General features: G+C 60.3%; 13 protein-coding genes. 7 read left to right on the plus strand and 6 right to left on the minus strand.

What is annotated here, in order from left to right; all coding sequences use genetic code 11:
• Positions 1-143: 143 nt before the first annotated feature.
• Positions 144-1,241 carry a YihY/virulence factor BrkB family protein gene (locus HMPREF2857_RS03350; protein WP_070642732.1) on the plus strand — a complete coding sequence of 366 codons (1,098 nt, stop codon included), beginning with the start codon at positions 144-146 and terminating at the stop codon, positions 1,239-1,241.
• On the opposite strand, the gene HMPREF2857_RS03355 is transcribed toward HMPREF2857_RS03350, so the two are convergent.
• Both HMPREF2857_RS03355 and HMPREF2857_RS03360 read right to left on the minus strand, forming a co-directional pair.
• Positions 1,236-2,453, minus strand: a complete 1,218-nt coding sequence (locus tag HMPREF2857_RS03355) for a NupC/NupG family nucleoside CNT transporter (RefSeq protein WP_070642733.1) — start codon at positions 2,451-2,453, stop codon at positions 1,236-1,238. The two genes, HMPREF2857_RS03350 and HMPREF2857_RS03355, sit on opposite strands and share 6 nt — an antisense overlap.
• A 45-nt stretch (positions 2,454-2,498) precedes the next feature.
• Positions 2,499-2,918 (minus strand): cytidine deaminase, encoded by a 420-nt coding sequence (locus tag HMPREF2857_RS03360; RefSeq protein WP_049189792.1) that lies wholly within the window; start codon positions 2,916-2,918, stop codon positions 2,499-2,501.
• 168 nt (positions 2,919-3,086) lie between these two features.
• Here HMPREF2857_RS03360 and HMPREF2857_RS03365 point away from each other — a divergent pair, with 168 nt between their 5' ends.
• The 4 genes from HMPREF2857_RS03365 to HMPREF2857_RS03380 all read left to right on the plus strand — a co-directional run bounded on the left by HMPREF2857_RS03365 (position 3,087) and on the right by HMPREF2857_RS03380 (position 8,030).
• Positions 3,087-4,373 (plus strand): thymidine phosphorylase, encoded by a 1,287-nt coding sequence (locus HMPREF2857_RS03365; RefSeq protein WP_070642735.1) that lies wholly within the window; start codon positions 3,087-3,089, stop codon positions 4,371-4,373.
• Positions 4,374-4,478: 105 nt separating this feature from the next.
• Entirely contained in the window at positions 4,479-5,129 is a 651-nt protein-coding gene (deoC, locus tag HMPREF2857_RS03370) for a deoxyribose-phosphate aldolase (RefSeq protein ID WP_069359695.1), read from the plus strand.
• A gap of 10 nt (positions 5,130-5,139) precedes the next feature.
• Positions 5,140-6,903 carry a phospho-sugar mutase gene (locus tag HMPREF2857_RS03375; RefSeq protein WP_070642736.1) on the plus strand — a complete coding sequence of 588 codons (1,764 nt, stop codon included), beginning with the start codon at positions 5,140-5,142 and terminating at the stop codon, positions 6,901-6,903.
• A 446-nt stretch (positions 6,904-7,349) separates the two neighbouring features.
• Complete coding sequence (locus tag HMPREF2857_RS03380) at positions 7,350-8,030, plus strand: hypothetical protein (RefSeq protein WP_070642738.1); 681 nt, start codon at positions 7,350-7,352, stop codon at positions 8,028-8,030.
• A 44-nt stretch (positions 8,031-8,074) separates the two neighbouring features.
• Here the strand turns inward: HMPREF2857_RS03380 and HMPREF2857_RS03385 are convergent, their stop codons facing one another.
• From HMPREF2857_RS03385 to HMPREF2857_RS03400, 4 genes are read right to left on the minus strand one after another with little or no spacing between them, the layout of a single operon-like run.
• Positions 8,075-8,761 carry a biliverdin-producing heme oxygenase gene (locus HMPREF2857_RS03385; RefSeq protein ID WP_070642739.1) on the minus strand — a complete coding sequence of 229 codons (687 nt, stop codon included), beginning with the start codon at positions 8,759-8,761 and terminating at the stop codon, positions 8,075-8,077.
• A complete protein-coding gene (locus tag HMPREF2857_RS03390) occupies positions 8,754-9,578 on the minus strand; it encodes a heme ABC transporter ATP-binding protein (protein ID WP_083310492.1) in 825 nt (274 codons plus the stop codon). Before HMPREF2857_RS03390 ends, HMPREF2857_RS03385 begins: the two co-directional genes overlap by 8 nt.
• On the minus strand, positions 9,578-10,657 hold the full coding sequence (locus HMPREF2857_RS03395) for a FecCD family ABC transporter permease (protein ID WP_049172506.1): 1,080 nt from the start codon (positions 10,655-10,657) through the stop codon (positions 9,578-9,580). Before HMPREF2857_RS03395 ends, HMPREF2857_RS03390 begins: the two co-directional genes overlap by 1 nt.
• An 11-nt stretch (positions 10,658-10,668) precedes the next feature.
• Positions 10,669-11,742, minus strand: coding sequence for a heme/hemin ABC transporter substrate-binding protein (locus HMPREF2857_RS03400; RefSeq protein ID WP_016421807.1), 1,074 nt, complete (start codon positions 11,740-11,742; stop codon positions 10,669-10,671).
• A gap of 203 nt (positions 11,743-11,945) precedes the next feature.
• Between HMPREF2857_RS03400 and HMPREF2857_RS03405 the strand changes: the two genes are divergently transcribed.
• The gene (locus tag HMPREF2857_RS03405) at positions 11,946-12,494 is read left to right on the plus strand and encodes a thiamine biosynthesis protein (protein WP_070642741.1); all 549 of its coding nucleotides are present in this window, start codon (positions 11,946-11,948) and stop codon (positions 12,492-12,494) included.
• A gap of 44 nt (positions 12,495-12,538) precedes the next feature.
• The gene (locus HMPREF2857_RS03410; RefSeq protein ID WP_070642743.1) at positions 12,539-13,723 is read left to right on the plus strand and encodes an isocitrate/isopropylmalate dehydrogenase family protein; all 1,185 of its coding nucleotides are present in this window, start codon (positions 12,539-12,541) and stop codon (positions 13,721-13,723) included.
• Positions 13,724-13,757: the final 34 nt, after the last annotated feature.

A 13,757-nucleotide genomic window follows, 5' to 3' on the forward strand; every position in this document is an offset into this window, starting at 1 on the left:
CGCATCAGTACAAAGAACTGACACCCGGGCCTGAGAAGCGCCTCTGCCCTCTTCGACCGATAGACTTAAGCGAGCCTGCATGTCAGCGCATATGTCGCACACGTACCGCAGCCGCTGTTCGGTCGGAGAGGACGATTCTTTAGGTGTCACCAGCACAGCAGATCAAGCACACACTCCAGGCCTACGAGTCGGCGGACGCATCTTTTGCTCAGTCCGCGAAGAAGTTGCCACCCGTGGGGTGGAAAGGAGCGCTCTACGCTCTCAAGCGTGCGGGTATCGAGTTTTTCTTGGAGCTCGGTTTCGACGCTGCCGCGAAGTTGACCTACTACACTGTGTTGACCTTCGCGCCTGCACTGCTGGCGATTTACTCAATTGCCACGCTGATGTTGGCCGGTTACACCGATGACCTAAACCGTCTGACTGAGGACTTCATCCGCAGCTACATTCCAGCTGAGTATGCCGAACCGATTCGCAATGTCATCTCAACGATTATCGGCTCCGCCACAGGCGGTCTCGTCGCACTGACTATCGGTATTATCTTCGCGCTGATTTCGTCGTCGGCCTACACGCGCGCATTTTCGCGCACGGCTAACTCCATCTATGGCGTGTCCGAAGGCCGCACGCTTATTCGCTACCACCTGCTCATGGTCGCCATTACGCTATTGCTACTCATTGGCACGGTGGTGCTGCTCATTGCGATTATTGTCAATGACCAGCTAGTTATCACCATCGTCGAACCGGTTGCCCGCCCGCTGGGTATTGAATCGACCACGCGACAGGTCATTGACTTCTGCATCTCCGTCTGGAGTTGGCTGCGCTGGCCGGTCATTATCGTCATGTCGATGATCCTGATTGGCTCGCTGTACTACTTCACACCGAACGTGCGCATGCGCAAATTCCGCTGGCTCAGTACCGGTTCGGCACTGGCAATTATCAGCTCGCTGGGTATTGGCAAGGCATTGCAGCTTTACCTGTTCAACTTTGCGGCTTCAAACCCCTACGGCGCCATGGGTGCCGTCATTGCTCTCATGACTGCACTTTGGGGCATTAATGTCGTCGTGGTCTTCGGCTTCAAGCTGGATGCCGAGGTTGAGAGGATGCGCCAACTGCGCGCCGGCCTGCCCGCAGAGCGATACATCCAGCTTCCACCCCGAGCTACCGCGGCCGCCGAGGGCGAGCAGAAGATCCATCAGAATCTAGAAAAGCAGGCGGCCGAATTCCGAACTGAGGAAGAGCTATAGCGCAATCACACCCACAATTGCAGCGTTGAGCAGGTTGGTGCACAGGCCCGCAATCAGCGCCAGCGGACCGTTCTTGGCAATCTCACCGCGACGCTCCGGCGATAGCGCACCGAAGGAACCGATCTGAATTGCAATGGAAGACAGGTTGGCGAAACCAGCCAGGGCGAAGGTCGCCAGCATGATGGACTTCGGATCCAGCGAGTCGACGTGCTCAGAGAACGAGGTGTAGCCGACGAACTCGTTCAGAATCGTCTTCTCACCAATGAAGCTACCGACCAGCCCTGCGTTCTCCCACGGCACACCAATCAGCCAGGCAATCGGCGCGAAGATCAGACCGAACAGCCCCTCCAGCGACCAGTTTTCCTGACCGAACCAGCCGCCTATGCCGCCAATCATCGCCGACAGCATCGCAATCACAGCGATGAACGCAATCAACAGACATGCCACAACCACAGCGATACGACCGCCGGCCAACGCACCCGCCCCGAGCGCGTCAATGACGTTCTTCGACTCAGTGTCGCGGACATCCTTCACCGACGCATCCAGATCGGATTCCTCCGTCTCCGGCCAGAAAGTCTTCGCAATCAGCAGCGAGCCCGGCGCGTTCATTACCGATGCCGCCAGCAGGTACTCCAACGGCGCACCGAGCAGGGAGTAACCGATCAAGGTCGATCCGGCCACCGACGCAAAACCGCCCGACATACATGCGAACAGCTCCGACTTGGTCAGTTTCGGAATATACGGCTTAACGACGAGCGGAGCCTCCGACTGCCCGAGGAAAATCACCGTGGAAGCGAAGACGGACTCCACCTTCGAGGTTCCCATAATGAACTTCAGTGCGGACCCGACATATTCAACGAAGTACTGCACTACCCGCAGGTAGTAGAGGGCACCGAGGACTGCGCCCAGGAAGATGATCACTGGCAGCACGTTGAGCACGAAGACGAAGTTTTTACCCGTGCCGTCGAAAAGATTACCGAAGACAAACGAGGTGCCCTCATTTGTAAAGTCGATCATCTTCTCAATGGCACCGGCCACGCTCTTCAACGCCTGGAAGCCGGGTTCCCACTTCAGCACTACCAGCGCGAACACCGCTTGCAGCAGCAGGCCAACGCCGAGTGTGCGCCAGTTAATGGCTTTCCTGTTCTTTGAGATAGCAATGGCAAATCCGATGACGAGGATGATGCCCAGTAAGCCTTGCAGTCTATCCATGACTAAGGTCTTCTTTCTTGATAAAAGAGGCTGTGGTGATGATGCCTACAGGTCCTCGGGACCAAAGGCGTAAGGGAGAATTTTTTCGAAGTCGATGCTGGCCGGAGCGCCTAAACCACCATTTTCCGGGCGCTCGGATTCCACAATGACACGCTTGCACCCAAATTCGTGCAGGACCTGCCGACAGGCACCACAGGGGTGACACGGTGCCGCCTTTCGCCCGACAATGGCACAGGCCGCAATCTTATGGTTGCCGCCGTGCTCCGCGACCATGCGGAACACGGCTGTACGTTCTGCGCAGTTGGTCAAGCCATAGGATGCATTTTCCACGTTGCAGCCTGTGACCACCGTGCCGTCGTCAAGCAGAAGTGCGGCACCGACCGGAAAACCTGAATAGGGGACGTACGAGTTTTCCGTGGCAGCGTAGGCCTTAGCCAGCAGTTCTTCGTCTGAGATGTGGGACATTGCGCTCTCCCTCCCGAGCCTGTTCGAGGTGTCTATGCAAACATACTTATGTGGGTACAAATGGAAAGTTACCTATTGACATTTGTTCTAGTGCTGATGATAATCGGAATCAGCAGAGTTCACAAGACCAATATCGCTAAGCACAATCGCCTATAAAAGGAGCGAACAATGGCTGAAAAGTTCGATGTAGTTGACGTCATCAAGGTAAAGCGTGATGGCGGTGAGCTCAGCCCGGAAGAGATTTCCTGGGTCATTGACGCCTACACTCGCGGCGTCGTGGGCGATGAACAGATGGCGGCGCTGAACATGGCCATCTTCATCCGCGGCATGAATCGTCGCGAAATTGTGGATTGGACTCAGGCGATGATTGACTCGGGCGAGACCATGAGCTTCGCATCGCTGAGCAAGCCCACCACGGACAAGCACTCCACCGGTGGTGTCGGCGACAAGATCACACTGCCGCTGGGCCCACTGGTGTCCTCCTACGGCGTGGCCGTCCCGCAGCTGTCCGGCCGCGGCCTCGGCCACACCGGCGGCACCCTGGACAAGCTGGAATCCATTCCGGGCTGGCAGGCTGATGTTCCGAATGACCGCTTGATGCAGATCCTGGAGGATTCCGGCGCGGTCGTCGCAGCAGCCGGTGCGGGCCTGGCACCTGCGGATAAAAAGATTTACGCGCTGCGTGACATCACCTCGACGGTGGACTGCATTCCGCTGATTGCCTCGTCGATCATGTCCAAGAAGATTGCGGAGGGCACCTCCAGCTTGGTGCTGGATGTCAAGGTCGGCTCGGGCGCCTTCATGAAGGATCTGAATCAGGCCCGCGAGCTGGCCCGCACCATGGTTGACCTGGGCAACGATGCGGGCGTGAACACCCGCGCACTGTTAACGGACATGTCCACTCCGCTGGGCCTGACCATCGGCAACTCCCTCGAGGTCCGCGAATCGGTGGAGGTTCTCGCTGGCGGTGGCCCTGCGGACGTCGTGGAGCTGACCTGTGAGCTGGCCCGAAACATGCTGGAGCTGGCCGGCGTACACGATGCTGACGTGGAGCAGGCTCTGAAGGACGGCCGCGCAATGGATTCGTGGAAGAAGATGATCCGCGCTCAGGGCGGCGATCCGGATGCCGCGTTGCCGGTGGCACCTCACACGCACGATGTGGTTGCGCAGGCTGACGGTTACCTGACCAAGCTGGATGCACTGGCTCTCGGCGTTGGTTCCTGGCGCTTGGGCGCGGGACGTGCTCGTAAGGATGATCCGGTGCAGGCCACTGCCGGTATTGAGATTTTCGCCAAGCCGGGAGACAAGGTGGTCAAGGGTCAGAAGCTGCTCACGCTGCACACTGAAACTCCGGATAAGTTCGAGCGCGCTCTCGAGTCCATCGAGCCGGGCATTGAAATCGGCGACACCGCGCCGACAGCCGAGCACGAGATTATCCTCGATCGCGTGTCCTAGAAAATTTCTGACGGGCTCGCGCCGGCGCCACTTCCCCGTCCCGAGCCCGCCACCTCCCTACTTTTAAGCTCTCTCCCAAATTTCCGAAAGGACTTGATTTCTCCCATGACTTCCCGCGCTGATGTTGCCAAGATGATTGACCACACCCTGCTTAAGCCAGAAGCCACCTCTGACCAGGTCAAGGCTCTTATCGCCGAGGCCGCCAAGCTCGGCACCTACTCCATCTGCATCTCCCCCTCGCAGCTCCCAGTCGAGGTGCCTGAAGGCCTGCACATCGCCACTGTCGTCGGATTCCCCTCCGGCGCGGTAAAGGCCGAGATCAAGGCCTCTGAAGCCGCTCGCGCTGTGGCCGATGGCGCTGAAGAAGTCGACATGGTCATCAACATCGCCTTCGCCAAGGAGCACCGCTTCGACGACCTCGAGGCCGAAATCAAGGCTGTTCGCGACGCCATTCCGGGCAAGATCCTGAAGGTCATCATCGAGTCGGCCGCTCTGACCGATGAGGAAATCATCGCAGCTTGCAAGGCTTCCGAGTCCGCAGGCGCAGACTTCGTCAAGACCTCCACAGGCTTCCACCCGGCCGGCGGCGCTTCCGCTCACGCTGTGAAGCTCATGCGCGAAACCGTGGGCGACCGCCTTGGCGTCAAGGCCTCTGGCGGTATCCGCGATGCCGCTGCCGCTGAGGAAATGATTGCCGCTGGCGCCTCTCGCCTGGGCCTTTCCTCCTCCGCCGCCGTCCTCGACGGTCTGAAGTAGGCGAACCCCGATGCTCTCCGAACAGCTACAAGCCACCATCACCGATTGGATCGCCCACGATCCGGACTCGGCCACCGCCGCCGAGCTCTCTTCGCTTTACGACGAAGCCAAGGCCGCCAACCCCGATGCGATTGCCGAGCTGGAAAGCCGTTTCGCCGGGCCACTCGAATTCGGCACTGCAGGTCTTCGCGGTGTCGTTGCAGCTGGTCAGTCCCGCATGAACCATGCCACGGTCATCCGTGCCACCGCTGGCCTGGTTGCGCATCTGAAGAACATTGTGGGCGACGACTTCACCGTGGTCATTGGTTGCGATGCCCGCCACGGCTCCGCCGATTTTCACCGAGATGCCGCCGCGGTTGTCGCCGCAGCCGGTGGCAAGGCCCTGGCTCTGCCACAGCAGCTGCCCACACCGGTGACCGCCTTTGCCGTGCGCCACCTCAATGCTGATGCCGGCATCATGGTCACGGCCAGCCACAATCCGCCGAAGGACAACGGTTACAAGGTTTACCTCGGTGGCCGCGCGGTGGAGTCTGATTCCCGCCGAGGCGTCCAGATCATCGCGCCCCATGACAAGCAGATTGCGGAAGCCATCGCCGCTGCTCCACCGGCTGATGAGGTCCCGCGTGACTTCGATGCCGTCGAGCAGGTTGGTCCTGAACTACTGGACGCCTATGTGAAACGGGCGGCTGCGCTCGCAACGACGTCATCAAGCGAAGAGAAGCAGGCAGCGAAGATTGTCCTCACCCCGATGCATGGTGTCGGCGGCGAGACCATCGTGCGCACACTGAACGCGGCAGGTTTCTCGAATGTCAGCGTGGTCGAGAAGCAGTTCGCGCCGGATCCGGAGTTCCCGACGGTATCGTTCCCGAACCCGGAGGAAGCCGGTGCACTGGATCTTGCGTTTGAGCTGGCACGTGACGAAGACGCGGATGTCATCATCGCGGCTGATCCGGATGCGGACCGCTGCTCGGTAGCTATTCCGGACAGCGGCGTCGATGGCGGCTGGCGACAGCTCTCCGGCGATGACATCGGTGCGTTTCTGGGTGAAGTCATCGCTGCGGATGCCGAGGCCCGTGGGATTGCGACCGTGACCAATGATGAGGGCGCAGAGTTCCCGGCCACAATGGCTAACTCGATTGTGTCCTCACGCCTGCTGGGCAAGATTGCCGCAGGTCACGGACTGAATTATCGCGCTACACTGACCGGCTTTAAGTGGATTGCTGGTGTGGACGGGCTCGTCTTCGGCTACGAGGAGGCCATTGGCTACTGCACTGACCCGGCAGTCGTGCGAGACAAAGACGGCGTATCTGCGGCGGTGCGTGTCGCCGACGCGGTGGCGCGACTGAAGGGCCAGGGTCTTGGCATCCAGGACCTTCTGGATGATGTCGCCCGTGCCCATGGTCTCTACAAGACCGCACCGTTGACCTTCCGTGTCGAGGACCGCTCGCTGATCACCAAGGGCATGGACACTCTGCGCGCCAACCCGCCTGCACAACTGGCTGGTTCGAAGGTCACGCAGGTCACGGACATGAATGATGGCCTAGACATGGTCGATGCCAAGGGCGAGAGCTATCACATCCCTCCTACCGACGGCATTCTCATCCTCACCGAGGCCAACGACCGCGTCATTGCCCGGCCTTCCGGCACGGAACCGAAGCTGAAGTGCTACCTGGAAGTCGTGCTGCCGGTCGCTTCGGCCGCGATTCCGCACGTGGCCGCGGCCGAGCGGCTCGACCAGATTAAGGCCGAGCTCAAGGAAATCCTGGGGATGTAGCGACTAAACAGCTAACCAATAGGCAGCTACCAGCTACACCTCGCAACAAACTGGGGTGCGCATGAACGAAACGGCCGAAAAATGGCCGTGGGGTTTCACGCGCGCCCCAGTTTCACATATGCAGCCCGGAGTCTTGGACCGGCTCATGAGTTACTGACTAGGTTTATGACAAAAACAAGCAGAAATTAGTGCCGAAACTGACATAAACTTAGGCAGTTTCTCGATGGTCACAACCTCATTTGAAGCTCACCACCTCATTTCGGGTCTAGCTAAACCCGTCCTTGCCACATCTTGCGCAAGACATGCGTCTCCTAACATGCTTTACAGTTTTCCCAGTAATACAATAAAAGCCGTTAACCGTGTCCCCAGGGGATGGAACACCATTCGCTACGCGGGTTGGGCTCATCACAGGGGGAACACTTCCTCCTCGTGATTGGTCGTCCAGCATGTCGCATAACGAGTCCCCCAGCTCAGACCCCAACTACAATTCGAATCCTTCCACCGGTTCTTTCGGCCCCGTGTACCCGAACCAGGCACCTCAACCACAACCACAGCCGCAGCAGCAACCCCAGTTCGCTGCGCAGCCGGCACCAGCGTACGCTTACGCAGCCCCAACAGCGTATCCGCAGCAGAACTCAGGTACTTCCGGCGCAATGATTGCGCTCATTTCAGTGCTGGTCGTGGTGCTGCTGAGTCTGGTTGGCGCAGTTGCTTATGTCAGCCTCGGCAAAGATGACTCGGTGGCTGCTGCCGACACACAGACGGCTGCCACTACACAGGCCGCTGCCGATGCTTCGAGCCAGCCCAACCCACCGGTCACACAGACTGAGACCGTGGTTGTTCAAGATTCGAGTGGCTCATCCGGTAATTCGGGCTCATCCCGCTCGTCAGGTCTGGCTGGCGGCAACCTCTCCAGCGCATGGAAGGGCACGTCCTCAACGAGCGATCCGTTCGTTCGAAATGTACACAGCGCCTACGTCCGCTATCGCAATTCCACTGGTACGGAATCCGGCACCATCACGGCCTACAGCCCAACGACTGGCCTGACCTACAACATGTGGTGCCGCCCATCTGGTAGCAACATCAAGTGCACGGGCGGCCGTAACGCAGTGGTGTACATCGGCTAACGCATACCGCCCACCGCCACGGTCACAGCACTCCAGTCCGCGACCTACGCCACTGCGTCGTCTAGGCCGCCAGCTAGGTCGTGGAAAATGGCCCGGTTGAGACGAAATGCCTTTTTCGCCTCGTCAACCACGGCATCTTTGTCGGCATCCGAAATGCCCAGCTCAGACAGACTCTGTCGGTAGCCGTCGCGGTAGGGCTTAATTTTTCCGATCGCGGAGAAGTCATAGAATCGGGTTCCCTCCGCACCGATGCCGTAATGCTTGGCCAGCATGGACGCAATCACCTGACCACCAGAAAGATCGCCCAGGTAGCGAACGTAATGGTGTGCCAATGCGGCGTTGGCGTTGCCGTTGCTTTCGATTTCACGAAGCTCGGCCACGTAGTTCTTTGTCGCCTCCACAGGCGAGATCTTTTCCCGCCAGTCAGGCCCCACCAAATGTTCAAGGTCGGCCGCCAGAGCCTCCAGGCGCTCCAGCTGCGCATCGTAGACCGCGCTGACCTGCGGCGACTCCGCAGTGGACCGCACGGCCTGCTCCAACGCTTCGTACACAAAGTACAGCTGACCAGTTAGATCGATGGCCGCCTGCGCATTCAGTTCACCCGCAAGCAGCCTCGACATGAAGTCGGAGTTCTCCGCTTCACTGTGGACACCCGCAGTCTCCACTTTGAGTCGTTCTGCCAGGGGCTGAGCAGCCTGCTTGTCACCTTCTTTAATCGTGTTTTCAACCATGGTTTTCTTCTTTCTCTGTGAGGTTCGGAGACTGGGGTGAGAGATTGTGGCTCGCGCGCTGAGGCACCAGCACGGGGTTGCCCGCGGAGTCCTGAAGCACTTCCACACCGATGCCGTAGACTTCGCTGACGGTCTGTGCATCCAGGGTTTCCGCAGGCGGTCCTTGCTTTACGACGCGCCCCTGCGCCACCACCACAACGTGATCGGCATACGCCGCTGCGGCGGACAAATCGTGCAGGACCACGACCACGGCTTTGCCCGCCGCCGCGCGGGCGCGCATCATTCCCATGATTTTTTCGGCGTGGTGGAGGTCCAGGGCTGCAGTCGGTTCGTCGAGAAGCACGACAGGAGTGTCCTGGTAGAACACGCGCGCGCTGTGGACGCGGGCGCGCTCGCCGCCGGAGAGGGTCGGGACTTCCCGGTCAAGGAGGTGCGCGACGTCGCATTCAGTGATGACTTCCTCGAGCAGCTCTTCGTTCGGGCAGCCCCAGGGGTTGCGTCCGAAGTTGATTACTTCGCGGCTGGTGAATGGCACGGACAGTTCTTGGCTCTGTACCAGGACGGCGCGGTAGCGGGCCAGGTCGGCGATGGAGAGCTCGGTAATGGAGTGCTCGCCGATCCGGACGTTGCCGCCGCTGAGCTCATGGTCGCCGGAAAGCGCTGCGAGCAGTGTCGACTTTCCAGCACCATTCGGGCCGACCAGCGCGGTGACTTTTCCGGGCTCGGCGACCACGGAAATATCGTTGAGAATGCGGTGACCGTCCAGGGTGATGCTGACATTTTCGGCAGAAATACCCAGGCCAGAGTGAATTTCCATTAGTGCACCGCCCTCTTCGAACGCAGGAGCAGCCAGAAGAACAGCGGGCCACCGACGATCGAGGTGAGCATTCCCAGCGGCAGGTCCGCACCGGTGATCATGGTGCGGGCCGCGAGGTCGGCCAGCGTTGTGGCCAGCGCGCCGCCGAGGATGCATGCAGGAATCAGCGTGCGATGCGCTGGTCCCAGCAGCAGTCGTGCAGCGTGCGGCACGACCAGGCCGATGAAGACGATGATGCCGGAAAATGCCACACCAGCCGCCACGACCAGGGACGTGCCAAAAATGATGGCGCGACGCAGCGTGACGACGTTAATACCCAGGTGGCGGGCTTGCGCTTCACCAAGACTCAGAATGTCCAGCTTGCGGTAGCTGACCCACATGGCAATTACGGCCGGAACTGTCACCAGCGTAATGATGACAACCTGCGTCCAGGTGGCACTGGCAAACGAGCCCATCTGCCAGAACACAATGCGGTCGCGGGCAGCCGTGGAGGCTACGAATGTCAGGAGCGAAACCAGACCACCACAGATGGAGTTCACAGCCACACCGACCAGAATGATTCGAGCGATATCGCGGCCACCGTGCGCATTGGCGGCCACAATAGCCGTGGCTACCGCGCCACCAATAAAAGCTGAGACCGCAATGGCCCAGCTGCTGGCGAAGACACTCAACACTCCGCCGAGCACTCCGGAAAGCCCGGCGGCGGTGCCCAAAACTGTGGCGGTGGCAGCGCCGACCGCGGCGCCGGAGGAAACGCCGATGAGGCCGGGTTCGGCAAGCGGGTTGCCGAACACCGCTTGCAGCGCCACACCTGCGAGGGCGAGCCCCGCGCCAACGAGGCAGGCCAGCGCGATGCGCGGCAGTCGCACTTGCCACAGCACGGTGTCGATGGGCTCTGGCGCGTCACCGAGACCGCCATTGAACACTAGCCTCACCATTGAGCTCAGTGATTCGCCGATGGTAGCGCCGAACTGCCCCACGGAGGCCGACCAACCTATTGCCAGCACCAGCGCTAGGGCGAGTCCAATGAAAACGGCCACCTGTCTGAACGGACTAGTTTTGTTCGCGGTTGTCTGCATTGCTCAGCCAGTCACTTTCCCGCAGTCTTGTCAGCGCCATCACCAGCACCGCCACCGTAGAGAGCATCCGCAATGGCGCGAATCGCACGCGGCGACTGCGAGTCAAAGGACAGCAGCTGCGAATCGGGCACGTCCACAACGGACTCATTCTGGCCCGCCGGGGTCTGTGCGATGCCCGGGATTTCCTTCAAGCCTTCAATCCCGCCGACGGACTCCAGGCCACCAGACATAACCAGGATGGTGTCTGGAGCCGCAGCAATCAGGGACTCCGGAGTAATAGGCGTGAACGCACCCTCAATACCCACGCCCTCACCGGCATCGACACCGCCGAGACGAGTGATCAGAGAACGCCCACCAGAATCCGGTCCCGCAATCATGGCCACACCGGTTCCGCGCACATACAGAATCATCATCTTGCGGCCATCGGCCTTGGCCTGCGCGTACTCGGTCGCAGCCGCCAGCTCCTTGTCCAGGTGCTCCTTCACCGGGCCAACTTGGTCAGCCAGGCCGACTGCGCCCGCGACTTCGTCGATAAGCGTGTTGATCGTCTCAGGAGTGCGCTCGTCCGACACATGGACGACAGTGATTCCCGCTTTTTCAAACGTGTCGAAGACACGGCTAGGGCCAATCGTGCCATCGGTAATGATGAGCTCCGGCTTCAGCTTCATCACCGACTCAGCATTGACTGCATGCCCGCCGATGGTGAGGTTCGGCAAATCCTTTACCGCCGGGAAATCGGAGGTGGAGTCGCGCCCCACCAGACGGTCTCCGAGACCAAGCGTGTAGACCGCACGACTGAGTGCTCCCGCCCGGTCAAGCGTGAGAATACGCTGGTAGTCCTTGTCCGCCGCCGGTTTCGGGTCTTTCAGCAGCACTTCGGGGTTTTCCGAAGGCAGGTTCGCATGCGCGGCACCGTGAGCGGAAATGTTGTCGGCGCGCGGAACCGTCGTCACGCCAGCGCTTGACGACGATGCCCCCTCCCTCGCGGCATCATCGGAACCACAGGCGACTAGTCCTGCGACTAGGACAACACTCAGCAGTGTTCCGGCAAGACTGCGAACGCGACAGGCAGGCACGGTGAACATATTCCCCCTCTGTGAGCTGACGCTGCACGGAGATAGACGACAAAAAGAATGACTAAATAACGACTAACACTAGTAACAAAGAGCTTAGAAAGGACTTTGCTCTACTCACCCAAAGAATCTTAGGCTATCTTTTAGTTCTAGGTTAGCCTACCCTTAAATAAAGATAGTAATTTCTACAGTTTTTCGGAAGGACGTTACCGCCCATGACTACTCGCACACTCCAGCGTCGCGCAGCTCTCCTAGCTATCCCGGCCGTCGCCGCACTTCCACTTCTCGCCGCCTGTGGCACAGATGACGCGGACGATGCCGCACAGGATGCTACCAACGCCTCGGAAACCACCAGCTCGGCTGCAGATCAAGAAACCGACGCCAGCGCCGGCGAAGTAACCATGGAGGCCGAACCGGTCAACGACCTGTCCGAGGGCGATGTCATCTCCGTCGATCTGGCTGGTCTCGACCCCGACTACGGCTACTACGCCGCACTCTGCGCCGCCGAGAAGGCTCCAGGAAACCCCGTTCCGGACTGCACCGGTGACCGCAGTGCCGGCACCCAGTCGCAGCAGTGGATTACCAAAAAGTCCGGCGGCACCACCACCATCGCCGACGACAACACCGCACACTTCGAGCTCAGCGTCGTGCCCACCGGCGAGGCCGTGGACTGCACCCAGCAGGACTGCGTGCTGAAGCTCTTCGGTGACCACAGCGAGGGCTTCGAGGACATCACCGAGATCCCGGTTACTTTCGCAAAGTAGCCAAACCGCACACGCGCAGGCGTCGCAGTCCTAGGCTAAGAGCCATGGAAACCGACCAGCCTGCGACTGCTTTAGAAGCGGCACCGCGCCGCATCACACTCCTGCCCGGCGACGGCATCGGCCCTGAAATCACCGATGCCTGCCGAGGACTCATCGCCGATGTCTTCCCACACTGGGAGCTGACAGAGGCACAAATTGGCTGGTCCCAGTGGTGCGCGCACGGCAATCCCGTCCCGCAGGAAACTTGGGAAACACTCGGACGCAGCGACGCCGCTCTGCTCGCGGCGATTACCTCCAAGCCCGCTCGAGAGGCTGAGGAAGAACTAGCACCGCATCTGCGCGATACCGGCCTGATCTACCGCTCCCCTGTTCTCCAGCTGCGCCAGCGCCTCGACCTCTTCGCCAACATCCGTCCGGTCACCCTGCCCGGCGCGACTGCCGATTTCACCATCGTCCGCGAAAACACCGAGGGCCTCTACAGTCACGACTATCTCCTTCCGCCTCACGACGCCCCGGCCGACTCCCCGCACCACCACCTGTGGGCAGAGGTGGTGGAGGACTCGACGGTGGCTCGCGCCGTCGATAAGCGTGGCGAAGTTGCGGTTTCTTTGCGCGTGACGACGTCCTTTGCGTGGCACCGCCTTGCGCGACAGGCGGCCAAGTTGGCTCTCGCGCGGCAGGCGGCAAACCCCGATTCGGAGGCCACGCCGATGGTGACGGTGGCGGACAAGCCGAATATCCTGCGGGACTCTGCGCGTGTGATTCGCGGGGCAGTTGAAGAGGTGGCGGAGGAGTATCCGCAGGTCACATTCGATTTTGCCAATGCGGATGCCGTGGCAATGCAGCTAGTGACCGACCCGGCGCGCTTTGATGTCATCATCGCGGAGAACCTCATCGGTGACATCCTCAGTGACATCGGCGCAGGCCTGATTGGCGGGCTGGGGCTGGCGGCATCGGCGAATGTGGGCGACAACTTCGCGGTGTTCGAGCCGGTGCACGGTTCGGCACCTGACATTGCGGGGCATGGCATTGCCAACCCGGCTGCGTTTTTGCTCTCTACGGCTATGTGCGCGGAGCACCTTGGGGCACCGACCTCAGAACTTGCGCCCGCTGCCAAGCTGCGCGAGGCCGTCTACGCCGCGACGCGCACTGCACCGACGCCAGACCTCGGCGGCACTGCGACTACCAGCGAGTTTGTGGCTGCGGTGCGAGCGGAGCTGGGGTTGTAGGCATTGACTCGATTACGAAGCGCAATTAAAGTGG

Source organism: Corynebacterium sp. HMSC076C10, assembly GCF_001812455.1.
Lineage (GTDB): Bacteria > Actinomycetota > Actinomycetes > Mycobacteriales > Mycobacteriaceae > Corynebacterium > Corynebacterium jeikeium_D.